The organism is Pseudomonas extremaustralis, assembly GCF_900102035.1.
In the GTDB taxonomy this organism is placed as follows: Bacteria; Pseudomonadota; Gammaproteobacteria; order Pseudomonadales; family Pseudomonadaceae; genus Aquipseudomonas; species Aquipseudomonas extremaustralis.
The window spans coordinates 4221206-4234303 of record NZ_LT629689.1; the positions used below are offsets into that span (position 1 = coordinate 4221206).

Here is a 13098-nt window from a genome sequence, read left to right on the forward strand (position 1 = left end):
GCAACCGCAGGCCAATCCCTGGGTCACGCGGAGCTTTCCGGCCGCTGCCTGTGCGTTTTCAGCCGGCGGGTTTTTCGCCGTACCAGCGCGGTGTGTACACCCACTCACCGCCACCGGCACGGGGGAACGTGCATGTGGTGGACGAGCCGATCAGCACCATGGTGCGCATGTCCACCTGCTCTGGGGTGAGTTGCCCCAGGGTGGTGACGCGCAGGGTCTGGCCGGGGCGGCCGACGTCACGACCGAGCACCACTGGCGTGTCAGGTGTACGGTGCCGGGCGACGATCTCCAGGGCGCGTCCCAGTTGCCATGGCCGCGCACGCGAGATCGGGTTGTAGAACGCCAGGGCCAGGTCGGCCTGGGAGGCGAGGTCCAGGCGCGTTTCGATGATCGACCACGGCTTGAGGTTGTCCGACAGCGACATCACGCAGAAGTCATGCCCCAACGGCGCACCGGCCTGGGCCGCGGTGGCCAGGGACGCCGAGACACCCGGCAGGATCTGCAGCTCGACCTGATGCCATGCCGGCTCGCTGGATTCGTGCAACGCCTCGATCACCGCCGCGGCCATGGCGAACACGCCGGGGTCGCCGGACGACACCACCACCACCGAACGCCCAAGGGCTGCCAGCTCGAACGCGTGACGGGCGCGCTGCATCTCTTCGCGGTTATCGGTGCAGTGCTGCACTTGATCGTCGCGGAACGGCCCGGCCATGCGCACATAGGTTTCATAGCCCAGCACATCGGTGCAACGCGCCAACTCGGCCTTCACCGCCGGCACCATCAAGTCGGCGGCGCCAGGCCCGAGGCCGATCACCGCGAGGCGGCCACGGGCACGGCCGAGTTGCGACACATCCAACGGTTGCTCGGCCACGCGCAGGGTGATGTCCGCGTCTTGCTCCACCTGGGCGAATCGCAGCGGCACGCCCAACGCCAGCGCCGCCTCGTGCAACGACGCGTCGGCCATGTGCGTGTCGCTGGCCAACAGACAGGCCAGGGATTGCACGGCAAGGCCCGCGTCGTGCAACGCCGTGCGTACCCGCGCAGCCAACTGCGCACCCGGCTTGCAGGTAGCGCACACGGTCTTCGGATAGATCAGCAACTCGTTGGCGGCGGGCACACGCTCGGCACTGCTCACGTGAATCGCTAAATGCGCTTGCTGGTCCTGGGGCAAATTCGCTTGGTCCAACCACGGCGCCGCCCCTTCGATGCGCACGGGTTCGCCGGCCAGCAGGTCGGAGACAAAGCGCTTGCCCAGCTCCAGATCAGCAAGCACATAGCCCGCCGGCGGGTTGAGCAGGCACGTGCCGAAACGCAGCTCGCCGCTGGTGGTGATGGCCGCGCGCACATCCAGCGCGGCGGCGATTTCACGCGCCATGCCGTTCACCCCACCCAGGCCGCCGAGCAACGGCACCACGGCGCTGCCGTCCTCGGCCACGGCCAGCACGGTGGGTTCTTCGCCTTTTTCCAGCAGCAGCGGCGCCAGGGTGCGGATCACGATACCGGCCGCACACAGAACGATCAGCGGCGTGCCTTGCTGGTAGAGCTGGCGCAGGGTCGCGCCGAATTCGTTGTAGCTGCGGTCGGCGCCTTCAACCCGACCGGCCAGGCCATGGATCAGCGCACCGGGGTAAACCTGCTGGATCGTGCGCGCAGTGGCCAGGCTGCCCTGGCCCAGAATGACAATCGCCGGGCTCATCAACCTTGCCACCGTTCACCGGGCACGATGATCAGCGAGAAGTACGGCGAAGACATCGGTTCCACCTCATCCAGTGGCACGATTTTCTGGTTGCTCATGGTGGCGCGCTCCACATACAGCGCGCGTTCGGCCAGACCGAGTTCTTCCAGCACCTGGCGCACCTTGGGAAAGTTGCGCCCCAGTTTCATGATCACCGCCGCATCGGCATCCGCCAGGCGACGCTTGAGGTCGTCATGGGGCAACACGCCGGACAGCACCGACAGGCTCTGGTTGCGATACACCAGCGGCGCACCGAGCACCGAGGCGCCGCCGAGCATCGAGCACACGCCGGGGATGACCTGGGCTTCGTAACGCTCGGCCAGACGATCGTGCAGGTACATGTAGGAACCGTAGAAGAACGGGTCGCCTTCGCAGATCACCGCCACATCGCGACCGGCGTCCAGGTGCGCGGCCACGTCGAGGCTGGCGCTGTCGTAGAAGTCGCTGATCACTTGCTCGTAGGACAGCGGCGCCGGCAGGGCTTCGGTGGTCACCGGGTACACCAGCGGCATCAGCGTCTGCTGGGGCACCAGGTGATCCTCAATGATGCCGAAGGCATTGCCCTTCTTGCCCTTGGCCACGAAGTACGCCACCACCGGCGATTCGCGCAGCAGGCGCAGGGCCTTGAGGGTAATCAGTTCGGGGTCGCCGGGGCCCACGCCCAGGCCGATCAAACGTCCGCGTGCCGGCATTATTCGACCTCCGTGGCAAGGGCGTTGACGGCAGCGGCGGCCATCGCGCTGCCGCCCAGACGGCCCTGCATGATCACGAACGGCACGCCACGGCTGTCGGCGGCCAGCATCGCCTTGGATTCGGCGGCGCCGACGAAACCCACCGGGAAGCCGAGGATCAATGCCGGCTTCGGTGCGCCGGCGTCGAGCATTTCCAGCAGGTAGAACAAGGCGGTGGGCGCGTTGCCGATCACCACCACGCTGCCTTCCAGGTGCGGGCGCCACAGTTCCAGGGCGGCGGCGGAACGGGTGTTGCCCAACTCACGCGCCAGCTCGGGCACGCGCTCGTCGCGCAGGGTGCAGATCACGGCGTTATTGGCCGGCAGGCGCGCGCGGGTCACGCCTTCGGAAACCATCCGCGCATCGCACAGGATCGGCGCGCCGGCAGCCAGCGCCGCACGCCCGGCCTTGCCCGCGCCCTCGGAAAACTGCAGGCCGTCGACAGCCTCGACCATGCCGCACGCATGAATCACCCGCACCGCGAGTTTTTCCAGGTCGGCCGGAATGCGTGCCAACTTGGCTTCCGCGCGAATAATGGCGAAGGAGTTGCGATAGATCTCCTGACCGTCGCGGATGTAATCAATCATCGGTGTTGCTCCGTGGGTGAGCGCGCAGCAGGGCGCTCGCCGCTTCAATGGAAAGGGTGCGCGCGTGCAGCCGGCCGAAACCTGGGTGGGCTGCGTCGCGAAAATAGACGTCGTAGTGGCCGGGGCTCACCGCCAGCAACGTGACCGGCGCCACATGCGCGGCGGCGCAGGAGCGCGGGCAGCCGGACAGGTGCACGGCACGGCCCGGTTGCAGGGCGGCCAGTTGCAGCGCATCGGCCTTGGTGTCGGCCAGGGCTTTGCCGCAACCGCTGGAGCCGGTGCAGGCGATCAGGTGCGCCAGGGGCTGGTCGCTGGAACAGAGGAAGCCCAACTGCGCGAGCCCGTCGGTGACAGCATCCGGGCGGTTGACGTTGGGCAGCAACACGCCCTGCCAGGGGGTGAAACGCAACGTACCGTCGCCGTACTCACTGGCCAACCGCGCCGCGCCGCGCAGCATATGCGCATCCAATCGACCGAGGGGCGCGAGGGCGGCGACGTAGACCTGATCCGGCTGGCGCTGTGGATAACGTCCCAGGTGCAGCGCAGCGCCACTGGCCGGGCGTTTGAAGCCATCCGCCGGCAGCAGCGGCAGGTTCAGGCCGTTCAGGAAGTTATCCACAGCCAGGTGGCGCATGCGGGTTTGCGTCGGGGTCGCCAGGTCGAGAAACCGCTCCAACACGGCGACGACCAAGGCGTGGCCCTGGGCCAAAGGCACGGCCGCCAGGGGGGCATCCCCCCCTGGGCAGCCAGCGAGACCGAACGCAAGCAGCGTCTCGCCGTTCTTTTCAAATGCCGACAGCCACAGGTCATGGTGATGCTCAAGCATCGCCAGGGCCTCACCGCCGTCCAGTTGTACGGCGAACTTGGCCGACAGCGCATGAAAGCGCGACGTATTGTCCAGCGTGGCGAGGATCTGCGCGGCCAGCGGGCGGGTGTCGAACAGCATCTGCGGGTCGATGCCGGCGCTGGGGCTGAGCATCAGGTTGCGGACGTCGTCACCGCCCGCGTTGCTGGGGCCCAGGCCGGCGGCCAGGAGCCGTGCGATCAAGGCGTCCTGCTCGGCGCCGATCCCGCGGATCTGCAGGTTGGCGCGGTTGGTCGCCTCGATCACCCCGCCGGCATAGGCCTGGGCCGCGTCCGCCACGGCGTTGGCTTGTGCGGCGCTGATCGAGCCGCCCGCCAGTTTGATCCGGCAAATGCCGCCGTCCAGCGCCTGGACGATACGCAGCAACCCCGGACAAGCCGAGGGGCGCAAGGTATTCAGAGCGGGCGTTAGGTTCACGGGGCTACCGGTTGGCGGGTCAAGGCGCGGTATTATGCCTGCTTTGTCCGGCGGCATGAAAAGCCTGCCCGTCGGATGTCGCTCAAGGAATCCATATGTCGCCCTGGCTGACGGTTGTAGGCATCGGTGAAGACGGCTTCAAGGGCCTGGGCAGAAATGCCCGGCATGCCCTGTTGCGCGCCTCGCGGATCATAGGTGGCCAACGCCAGTTGGACCTGTTGCCGCTGTGCATTGGTGGTGAGCGCCAGGTGTGGCCGAGCCCGTTTTCCCTGGAGCCGGTATTGGCGCGGCGCGGTGAACCGGTGTGCGTGCTGGCCAGCGGCGATCCGATGTTCTATGGCGTCGGTGCCAGTTTGGCGCGGCAAGTGGCGGCTGAAGAGCTGCTGATTTTGCCCGCGCCTTCGTCGGTGTCGTTGGCGGCGGCGCGCCTGGGCTGGCCGTTGCAGGACGTGGTGAGCTTGTCCGTGGTGGCCCGGCCCCTCGCGGCGCTCAATGCCCATCTGGCCAGCGGCGTGCGCTTGTTGGTGTTGAGCAATGACGGCGGCAGCCCGGCGTTGATCGCAGCGTTGTTGACGGCGTCGGGGTTTGGGCCGAGCCGGTTGACGGTGTTCGAACACCTGGGCGGCGCCCATGAGCGGCGGATCGACGGATTGGCGGATGATTGGCAGCACGCGAGTGTCGCCGATTTGAATCTGGTCGCCATCGACTGCCGGGCCGCCCACGATACTCCCCGCTTGTCGCGCCTGGCCGGACTGCCGGATTCCGCCTTCCAGCACGACGGCCAACTGACCAAGCGCGACGTGCGCGCCATGACCCTCGCGCGCCTGGCGCCGATGCCCGGCGAACTGCTGTGGGACGTGGGCGCGGGCAGCGGCTCCATCGGCATCGAATGGATGCGCGCGCACCCCAGCTGCCGCGCCCTGGCGATTGAAGCCGATGCAGGGCGCCAAGGCCTGATCGAACACAACCGCGACGCCCTCGGCGTGCCCGGTTTGCAACTGATTCGCGGCAGCGCACCCCACGCCTTGAACGGCCTCGAGACACCGGACGCCATCTTCATCGGCGGCGGCGTGACCCGCGACGGCGTGCTCGACACCTGCTGGCAGCACCTGCGCCCCGGCGGCCGCCTCGTCGCCAATGCCGTGACCCTGCAAAGCGAAATGACCTTGATGAACTGGCGCGCCGAGCATGGCGGCGAACTGACCCGAATCCACGTGGCCCAGGCGCAGCCGTTGGGCGAATTCGACACCTGGCGCCAGGCGTTGCCGATCACCTTGCTTGAGGTGGTGAAGCCGCGATGAAACGTATCCTGCTGCTCGGCGGTGTGACTGAAGCACTGGCCATTGCGCGAACACTGGGCCCAGAGCATATCTACAGCCTCGCCGGCGTAGGTCGCGTGCCCACGGATCTCACGTGCCAGGTGCGCGTGGGTGGCTACGGTGGCGTTGAAGGCTTGGCGCAATTCGTTCGCGATGAACACATCAGCCTGATCCTCGACGCGACCCATCCCTATGCGGCGCAAATCAGCCGCAATGCCGCCGACGCTGCAAGGGCGTGTGGCGTGCCGTGCTGGGCGTTGCGCCGACCGGCGTGGCAGCCGCAGGCCGGGGATGACTGGCGTGAAGTGAATGACTGGGCCGAGCTGATCGCCGCGCTGAAACCCTTCAAGCGCCCGCTGTTCACCCTGGGCCGCGAGCCGTTGCAGCACCTTGATGAAATCCCCACCGAGCAGTTCTGGACCTTGCGCGCGCTGGATGTGTATCCGGGGAATGAGCGTTGTGAAGTGATCGGCGCGCGTGGGCCGTTTTTGATTGAGGACGAGCGCGCGTTGTTTGATCGGCGGGGGATTGATGTGCTGATCAGCAAGAACAGCGGCAGCACGGCCACCGAGCCGAAGCTGGAAGTGGCGCGTGAACGGGGGGTGCCGGTGTTGGTGTTGAAAAGGCCGGTGTTGGCTCAAGTGGATCGTGAATTCTTGTCGCCTGAAGAAACACTCATCGCGTTGGCAAATTTCATTCGATAGATCAGGATCACTCGCCAAACCCTGGCAAACCTATTTGTAACTTCAAGGGACGGCGATGAACCCACAACACGAAGTGCTAAACTCCAGCAACCGTTTACTCCAGACTCAACTTTCTTCGGGAACTGACATGATTGAAGTCAAAGAAGCCGTCCAAGTTGCCAAGGCCGCTGCAAATGATTTTCTCGGGGCGGAAATGACCTTGGAAGATTTGATGCTTGAGGAAGTAGAGTTAAACCCCAACAACAAAACCTGGGTAATAACACTGGGCTTTAATGTTCCGAACCCGAACAAATATGAGCGACTCGGCACCGTTTTAGCCGGGCAAATTCAGACGAGAAAATACAAAACATTCATCATTGACTCGGAAACTGGCGAGTTCCGCTCCATGAAGATCCGCGAAGTATGATAGATGCCCACATCAAGAAATATCGAACAAAAGGCATCATCGTCGACACTAACTTGCTCCTGCTGGCGCTGATCGGCGGAACATCCAGCATCGTAGAGTTCAAAAGGACAAGGGGCTACACCGCGCAAGACTACCAACTTCTGCTCAACGTAATGGATCAGTTTGAAAAGCTTATTTCGACCCCTCATATTCTCGCGGAGGTCAGCAACCTGACCAATGGGCTTTATGGAAGCCAACTGTTCGATTTCTACGCAACATTGAAACACTCACTCTCAAGCCTCATTGAGATTCATAGCCCGGCCCTGCATATAAGCCGCGACTATGAACTGTCACCCTACGGCCTGACCGACGTCGGTATTATCGCCACAGCAAAAAACAACTATCTGGTTTTGACCGATGACCTCAGAGTCGCTGGGTTTGCTCATCAGCACTGCGTAGATGTCGTGAACTTCAATCACATACGGGAAGCAAGCTGGGAAGCCTGAAGCGTTGCCCCCCGGCTTGCTAACCCCTTTGGTGGCGTTGTCAGTTGCTCGCGGCTGCAGCCTGTCCTACCTCCTCATGCACCCGATCAGCCAACAACTGCGCCAGCTCGATCAACTGCGCAACACCCAGCAACTCTTCTCGTTTCGTTCCTTCCAGATCAAAGGCCAGGTCGCAGCTCAGCGCATTGGCCGAGGCGAGTGTTTCGCGGAGGTTGACCAGCAGGTCTTCGGTGTCGATGCCATCGGACACGGTGAACAGCCGGACGGGGGGATTGGGGGTGGGTTTAATCATTGTGGGGCTCCTTAATCTAAGTGGAGCTGCCACTGATCGCCGCGACGCGATTGGGGGGTGGCAGCTGTACGCAGGTTCGCGGACCGGAGATCAAGGAAGCCGGCATACCCGAAGGTATCCCGCGCACAGCCACCATAGCGCCGCACAGTAGACGATAAAAAAGCGTCAACTTAAAGCAGGCCATGCTCAATCAATCCGGGCCGCGACGCCCGACCGCTACATTTGCAGCGGTGTACGGAGACTAGGGACCGAGTGTCCTAGGGGCAACCTCAAATCCTTGTCGGAAGTTTCTGTGGAACTACCTCGTATTCGGACTGTGGGAGGGGGCTTGCTCCCGATTGCGGAGTGTCGGTCACTGATCGGTTGGCTGATCCACCGCAATCGGGAGCAAGCCCCCTCCCACATTTGACCGGTGTTGCCTCGAAGATCGGCATCCCCTCAATTCCCCGTCTATCCTCAAACCCAGCACTGCGACACCAAACCACACCGCCCCTTTTTACTTATCCCCCCCGATCAGGCTAAATACGCCCCTGATCGTTTAACCCTACGGATTGTCCGCCATGGCCCGTCAACGCTTTGCAATTGCCTGGATCGCCTGCCTTGCAGTGCTGTTCAATGCGTTTGCCATGCCGTTGGCAGGTGCGATGCAGCAGTCCCAGGACCCTGTGCAGCAATTGCTGTGGGGCGGTTTTTGTTCGGCCAATGGCGCCAGCCTGAAGACGATTGCCCTGGGCAAGCTGGACATTCCGGCGCCGCAGCAGGACGAGCATTCCACCATGCAGCATTGCTGGTGCTGCTCGGGTTCGCCGTCGCTGGTGGCGTTGCCGGGGCATGTGCCGCAGTTGTACGTGACGCGTTTCGATGCGTTCCAGAGTCTGCCGCCTCCTTCATTGGCGTCCCCGACACCGCGCCAGCAATGGCCGAGCCTCAACCCCCGCGCCTCTCCAACGGTCTGATGTTTCTTCGCAAGTGAACTGCGTTTAGAACCGTTCTGGAGAACTGCCATGCTCAAATCTTCCCTGCTTCTGGCCGCGTTGCTGCTGCCGGTGTTCAGTGCTGCCAATGCCACCGACTACAAGGCCGGCGACCTGTTGGTCAGCGATCCCTGGTCCCAGGAGTTGCCGCCCAACGCGCCCACCGTCGCGGCGTATTTCGTGATCCATAACACCGGTGCGACCCCCGACCGCCTGCTCAGTGCCGAAACGCCGGTGGCGGACAAAGCCGAGCTGCATGAGCATGTGATGCAAGGCGCGCTGATGAAGATGCAGCAAGTGCCCAGCGTGGCCGTGCCGGCCAAGGGTGACCTGACCTTCGCGCCCATGGCTTATCACGTGATGTTGCTGGGGCTCAAAGACCGCAGCGTGCTGGCCGATGGCAAACAGTTCCCCCTGACCCTGACGTTTGAAAAAGCCGGCAAGGTGCAAGTGGATGTGTCGGTGCAGAAAGCGCCGCCCATGACCGGCCACGAGCACATGCACGCTCAGTAAGCCAATCTCGATGGGCGCCCCTCGCGCCAGGTCAGTTCCACGCCGCCGCCTGATGCGCGGCAGTTGGATCAGCCTGTTCGCCATGCTGATGATCTTTATCGGTCCGCTGATTTCCCAAGCGATGCCGATGGATCATCACGCCGGTATGTCGATGGACATGCCGAGCTGCCATGGCGAACCCCAGCCGAAAAAATCCCCCGACGAACACCACGTTCTCTGGGAAAAGTGCGGCTATTGCAGCCTGCTGTTCAGTTGCCCGGCCCTGCCCGGCAGCGTGTCCTTCGTTCCCCTCGGCGCGCCACCGCCGGCCAATGCCCTCACCCCCGCCCCGCGCCTGGGCCATGCCCGGCAGAGCATCTTCCCCGGCGCCCGCAGCCGCGCGCCGCCCCGCCTCTCGTAAACACTTAACAGCGTTACTTCACCCCGGCCGACTTCAGATAGACAGCCGCAGGCTGCTGGCCGTGTTGTTTACGATTGATTGATGGAATTTGTCATGTCCAGGTTTTCTGCTGACACCCGTTTGGGTTATACCCCTGTGCTCGCCGTTTTATGTGGCGCACTCCTGGCGCCCCAGGCCCAGGCCGAAGAGACTGAACTGAGCCCCACCGTGATCACCGCGCTGGCCCCCAGCTCGCCGCTGACCGTGACCACCAACCCCAAGGATCCGCGCCAACCGGTGCCCGCCAGCGATGGCGGCGATTACCTCAAGACCATCCCCGGCTTCGCCCTGGTGCGCAACGGCGGCACCAATGGCGACCCGGTGCTGCGTGGCATGTTCGGTTCGCGCCTGAACATCCTCACCAACGGCAGCATGATGCTCGGCGCCTGCCCCGGCCGGATGGACGCGCCCACCTCGTATATTTCGCCGGAAACCTACGACAAGCTCACCGTGATCAAAGGCCCGCAAACCGTGCTGTGGGGCCCGGGCGCGTCGGCCGGCACGGTGCTGTTCGAGCGTGAACCGGAGCACTTCGGCGAACTCGGCACGCGGCTCAACGCCAGTGTGCTGGCTGGCTCCAACGGGCGCTTCGACAAAGTCATCGACGCCGCCGCCGGTGGCCCACTGGGCTATGTGCGGGTGATCGGCAACCAGGCCCACTCCGACGATTACAAGGACGGCAACAACGACACGGTCGCCTCGCGCTATGACAAGTGGAACGGCGACGTCGCCGTCGGCTTCACCCCTGACGCCGACACCTTGCTGGAACTCACCGCCGGCCGTGGCGACGGCGAAGCGCGCTACGCCGGTCGCGGCATGGACGGCTCGCAGTTCCTGCGCGAAAGCCTGGGGCTGCGTTTCGAGAAATCCAACATCGGCGAGGTGCTCGACAAGGTCGAGGCCCAGGTCTACTACAACTACGCCGACCACGTGATGGACAACTACAGCCTGCGCACGCCCTCCGGCACCGGGATGATGGCCGGGCCCATGGCGTCCAACGTCGACCGCCGTACCCTCGGCGCCCGTATCAAGGCGACCTGGCGCTGGGCCGATGTGCAGTTGATCGGCGGCCTGGATGCACAGACCAACGAGCACCGCCAACGCAGCAGCATGGGCATCGATACCTACAAGGATCTGCCCAAGGTCAAGGACGCCAATTTCCACAACTACGGCGTGTTCGGCGAACTCACCTGGTACGCCGCCGACCGGGATCGCCTGGTCACTGGCGCACGGGTGGACCGCGCCTCCGCCAAGGATTTCCGCCAGACCATTGGCTCCGGCATGAGCGCCCGCGCCAACCCGACCGCCAACGACACCCGCGCCGATACGCTGCCCTCCGGTTTCGTGCGCTATGAACACGACTTGGCCGACACCCCCACCACCCTCTACGCCGGCCTTGGCCACACGCAGCGCTTCCCGGACTACTGGGAACTGTTCTCCCCCAATACCGGCGCGGCCGGCTCGGTGAATGCCTTTGACGGTGTGAAGCCAGAGAAGACCACCCAGCTCGACTTCGGCGCGCAATACAAAAGCGCCGACCTGGAAGCCTGGGCCTCGGGTTACGTCGGCCAGGTGCGCGACTTCATCCTGTTCGATTACCAGGCCGGCATGATGGGCACCACCTCCCAGGCACGCAACGTGGATGCACGGATCATGGGCGGCGAACTCGGTGCGGCCTACAAGCTGACGCAGAACTGGAAGGCCGACGCCACCCTCGCCTACGCCTGGGGCAAGAACAGCAGCGACGGCAAGGCCCTGCCGCAGATGCCGCCGCTGGATGCGCGTTTCGGCCTGACCTACAGCGAAGACGACTGGAGCGCCGGCGCCCTGTGGCGCGTGGTCGCCGCGCAAAACCGCGTCGACCCGAACAAGGGCAACGTGGTCGGCAAGGACTTCGGCAAGAGCGGCGGTTTTGGCGTGTTCTCGCTGAACGGCGCGTACCGCATCAATAAAAACTTCAAGGTCAGCACCGGCGTCGACAACCTGTTCGGCAAAGCCTACGCCGAGCACTTGAACCTGGCCGGCAACGCCGGGTTCGGCTACCCGGCCAACGATCCACAGGCCATCAAGGAGCCGGGGCGCACGCTGTGGACCAAGCTCGACATGAGCTTCTAAAAGCATCGGGAGCAAGCCCCCTCCCACATCAGAATGCATTCCAGATGTGGGAGGGGCGGTGCGACGATTCGACTTGCCCCCGATAGCGGTGTAACTGACTCAAAAAAACCCAAGCCTTGCGGAACGCCCTGATGACCACTCAAAAAATTTCCTTCTACAACCTGGCCTGGCGCTGGCACTTCTACGCCGGCCTGTTCGTCGCGCCGTTCATGGTGTTGCTGGCCCTGACCGGCATCATCTACCTGTTCAAGCCCCAACTCGACCCGCTGATGTACGGCCACCTGTTGACCGTACCGGCCGCCGAACACGCCCTCAGCGCCGATGAGCAGATGCAGCGCGCCCAGGCGGCCTTTCCCCAGGGCAAGATCAGCAAATACCTGCCCCCGGCCGACGCCACCGCCAGCGCGCAGTTCGTGATGCATGACGGCGGCCGCGAAGTGACGGTGTTCGTCGATCCGTATCGCGGCACCGTGCTCGGCGAGCAGGACGCGAAAAACAACCTGCAAGCCATCGCCCGCGCGCTGCATGGCGAGCTGATGATCGGCACCCTGGGCGATCGCCTGATAGAACTCGCCGCCGGCTGGGGCGTGATGCTGGTGGTGTCCGGCCTGTACCTGTGGTGGCCGCGCGGCACGTCGGCGGGCGGGGTGTTGTGGCCGCGTTTCAATCGTCGTGGCCGGGTGTTCTGGCGCGACCTGCATGCGGTCGTCGGCTTCTGGGGCGCGGCATTCCTGCTGGTGATGCTGCTCACCGGCATGGCCTGGACCGGCTTCTGGGGCAAGCAATACGCCGAGCTGTGGAATCGCTTTCCCGCCGCCATGTGGAACAACGTGCCGCAGTCGGACCAACAGGCGCGGATACTCAACACGGCGACGCAACAGACCGTGCCCTGGGCCCTGGAAAACACGCCGATGCCGATGTCCGGCGACCATGCCGAGCACATGAACCACGGTGCGATGCACGCCGCCCCCGCCGCGCCCACCGTGAGCCTGCAACAGGTGGTCGACCTGGCCACATCGCGCAAGGTCGAGCCCGGCTACAGCATCACCTCTCCCACCACCGCCTCTGGCGTGTTCACCGTCTCGGTGTTCGCCGACGACCCGCGCAACGACGCCACCCTGCATGTGGACCAGTACACCGGCAGAGTCCTCGCCGATGTGCGCTGGGCCGACTACAACAACGTGGCACGCGCCACCGAGACGGGGGTGATGTTGCACGAAGGCAAGATGTTCGGCTGGGTCAACCAACTGATCGTGCTGCTGATCTGCCTGATGATCCTGCTCAGCGCCATGAGCGGCGTGGTCATCTGGTGGAAGCGTCGCCCCCAGGGCGGGCTGGGGGTTCCGCCGTTGCGCCATGACCTGCCGAAGTGGAAAACCGCGATGGCGATCATGTTCGGGCTGGCGCTCGTTTTTCCCTTGGTCGGCGCCTCGTTGATCCTGGTATGGGCCTTGGATCGCCTGGTACTGGCGCGTTTTTTCAAAGTGCGCGCGTCGGCTTCAGGCTCCCTATGAAG

Annotated in this window: 14 protein-coding genes; 9 read left to right on the forward strand and 5 right to left on the reverse strand. The window is 64.2% G+C overall.

What is annotated here, in order from left to right; genetic code table 11:
- Positions 1-58: 58 nt before the first annotated feature.
- The 4 genes from cobJ to cobG are packed head-to-tail and all read right to left on the reverse strand — an operon-like array spanning position 59 to position 4392.
- The gene (gene cobJ, locus BLR63_RS19515) at positions 59-1696 is read right to left on the reverse strand and encodes a precorrin-3B C(17)-methyltransferase (RefSeq protein WP_010563401.1); all 1638 of its coding nucleotides are present in this window, start codon (positions 1694-1696) and stop codon (positions 59-61) included.
- On the reverse strand, positions 1696-2427 hold the full coding sequence (locus tag BLR63_RS19520) for a precorrin-2 C(20)-methyltransferase (protein WP_010563400.1): 732 nt from the start codon (positions 2425-2427) through the stop codon (positions 1696-1698). Before BLR63_RS19520 ends, cobJ begins: the two co-directional genes overlap by 1 nt.
- Positions 2427-3053: a precorrin-8X methylmutase gene (locus tag BLR63_RS19525; RefSeq protein ID WP_010563399.1), complete on the reverse strand. Its 627-nt coding sequence runs from the start codon at positions 3051-3053 to the stop codon at positions 2427-2429. Before BLR63_RS19525 ends, BLR63_RS19520 begins: the two co-directional genes overlap by 1 nt.
- Positions 3046-4392: a precorrin-3B synthase gene (gene cobG, locus BLR63_RS19530; protein ID WP_042946490.1), complete on the reverse strand. Its 1347-nt coding sequence runs from the start codon at positions 4390-4392 to the stop codon at positions 3046-3048. The genes BLR63_RS19525 and cobG overlap by 8 nt, the downstream gene beginning before the upstream one ends.
- Before the next feature lie 38 nt (positions 4393-4430).
- Between cobG and BLR63_RS19535 the strand changes: the two genes are divergently transcribed.
- The 4 genes from BLR63_RS19535 to BLR63_RS19550 all read left to right on the forward strand — a co-directional run bounded on the left by BLR63_RS19535 (position 4431) and on the right by BLR63_RS19550 (position 7249).
- Positions 4431-5636, forward strand: a complete 1206-nt coding sequence (locus BLR63_RS19535; protein ID WP_010563397.1) for a bifunctional cobalt-precorrin-7 (C(5))-methyltransferase/cobalt-precorrin-6B (C(15))-methyltransferase — start codon at positions 4431-4433, stop codon at positions 5634-5636.
- Positions 5633-6358 (forward strand): cobalt-precorrin-6A reductase, encoded by a 726-nt coding sequence (locus tag BLR63_RS19540; protein ID WP_010563396.1) that lies wholly within the window; start codon positions 5633-5635, stop codon positions 6356-6358. Before BLR63_RS19535 ends, BLR63_RS19540 begins: the two co-directional genes overlap by 4 nt.
- A 127-nt stretch (positions 6359-6485) precedes the next feature.
- Positions 6486-6764: a hypothetical protein gene (locus BLR63_RS19545; RefSeq protein WP_010563395.1), complete on the forward strand. Its 279-nt coding sequence runs from the start codon at positions 6486-6488 to the stop codon at positions 6762-6764.
- The gene (locus tag BLR63_RS19550; RefSeq protein WP_010563394.1) at positions 6761-7249 is read left to right on the forward strand and encodes a PIN domain-containing protein; all 489 of its coding nucleotides are present in this window, start codon (positions 6761-6763) and stop codon (positions 7247-7249) included. The genes BLR63_RS19545 and BLR63_RS19550 overlap by 4 nt, the downstream gene beginning before the upstream one ends.
- Positions 7250-7289: 40 nt before the next feature.
- Here BLR63_RS19550 and BLR63_RS19555 read toward each other — a convergent pair whose 3' ends face one another.
- A complete protein-coding gene (locus tag BLR63_RS19555) occupies positions 7290-7541 on the reverse strand; it encodes a DUF6124 family protein (protein WP_010563393.1) in 252 nt (83 codons plus the stop codon).
- A 560-nt stretch (positions 7542-8101) separates the two neighbouring features.
- Between BLR63_RS19555 and BLR63_RS19560 the strand changes: the two genes are divergently transcribed.
- The 5 genes from BLR63_RS19560 (at position 8102) to BLR63_RS19580 (ending at position 13096) form a co-directional block, all read left to right on the forward strand.
- Complete coding sequence (locus BLR63_RS19560) at positions 8102-8497, forward strand: DUF2946 domain-containing protein (protein WP_010563392.1); 396 nt, start codon at positions 8102-8104, stop codon at positions 8495-8497.
- A 48-nt stretch (positions 8498-8545) separates the two neighbouring features.
- Positions 8546-9028: a copper chaperone PCu(A)C gene (locus BLR63_RS19565; protein WP_010563391.1), complete on the forward strand. Its 483-nt coding sequence runs from the start codon at positions 8546-8548 to the stop codon at positions 9026-9028.
- Positions 9029-9080: 52 nt separating this feature from the next.
- Positions 9081-9428 (forward strand): DUF2946 domain-containing protein, encoded by a 348-nt coding sequence (locus tag BLR63_RS19570; protein ID WP_010563390.1) that lies wholly within the window; start codon positions 9081-9083, stop codon positions 9426-9428.
- Between the two features lie 93 nt (positions 9429-9521).
- Positions 9522-11582 carry a TonB-dependent copper receptor gene (locus BLR63_RS19575; RefSeq protein WP_010563389.1) on the forward strand — a complete coding sequence of 687 codons (2061 nt, stop codon included), beginning with the start codon at positions 9522-9524 and terminating at the stop codon, positions 11580-11582.
- 131 nt (positions 11583-11713) lie between these two features.
- Entirely contained in the window at positions 11714-13096 is a 1383-nt protein-coding gene (locus tag BLR63_RS19580) for a PepSY-associated TM helix domain-containing protein (protein ID WP_010563388.1), read from the forward strand.
- Positions 13097-13098 lie beyond the last annotated feature (2 nt).

What these genes read in the sequence shown, in the direction of transcription:
- cobJ (WP_010563401.1), bottom strand. Translation starts at nt 1,696, where the DNA reads ATGAGCCCGGCGATTGTCATTCTGGGCCAGGGCAGCCTGGCCACTGCG.
- BLR63_RS19520 (WP_010563400.1), bottom strand. Translation starts at nt 2,427, where the DNA reads ATGCCGGCACGCGGACGTTTGATCGGCCTGGGCGTGGGCCCCGGCGAC.
- BLR63_RS19525 (WP_010563399.1), bottom strand. Translation starts at nt 3,053, where the DNA reads ATGATTGATTACATCCGCGACGGTCAGGAGATCTATCGCAACTCCTTC.
- cobG (WP_042946490.1), bottom strand. Translation starts at nt 4,392, where the DNA reads ATGCCGCCGGACAAAGCAGGCATAATACCGCGCCTTGACCCGCCAACC.
- BLR63_RS19535 (WP_010563397.1), top strand. Translation starts at nt 4,431, where the DNA reads ATGTCGCCCTGGCTGACGGTTGTAGGCATCGGTGAAGACGGCTTCAAG.
- BLR63_RS19540 (WP_010563396.1), top strand. Translation starts at nt 5,633, where the DNA reads ATGAAACGTATCCTGCTGCTCGGCGGTGTGACTGAAGCACTGGCCATT.
- BLR63_RS19545 (WP_010563395.1), top strand. Translation starts at nt 6,486, where the DNA reads ATGATTGAAGTCAAAGAAGCCGTCCAAGTTGCCAAGGCCGCTGCAAAT.
- BLR63_RS19550 (WP_010563394.1), top strand. Translation starts at nt 6,761, where the DNA reads ATGATAGATGCCCACATCAAGAAATATCGAACAAAAGGCATCATCGTC.
- BLR63_RS19555 (WP_010563393.1), bottom strand. Translation starts at nt 7,541, where the DNA reads ATGATTAAACCCACCCCCAATCCCCCCGTCCGGCTGTTCACCGTGTCC.
- BLR63_RS19560 (WP_010563392.1), top strand. Translation starts at nt 8,102, where the DNA reads ATGGCCCGTCAACGCTTTGCAATTGCCTGGATCGCCTGCCTTGCAGTG.
- BLR63_RS19565 (WP_010563391.1), top strand. Translation starts at nt 8,546, where the DNA reads ATGCTCAAATCTTCCCTGCTTCTGGCCGCGTTGCTGCTGCCGGTGTTC.
- BLR63_RS19570 (WP_010563390.1), top strand. Translation starts at nt 9,081, where the DNA reads ATGCGCGGCAGTTGGATCAGCCTGTTCGCCATGCTGATGATCTTTATC.
- BLR63_RS19575 (WP_010563389.1), top strand. Translation starts at nt 9,522, where the DNA reads ATGTCCAGGTTTTCTGCTGACACCCGTTTGGGTTATACCCCTGTGCTC.
- BLR63_RS19580 (WP_010563388.1), top strand. Translation starts at nt 11,714, where the DNA reads ATGACCACTCAAAAAATTTCCTTCTACAACCTGGCCTGGCGCTGGCAC.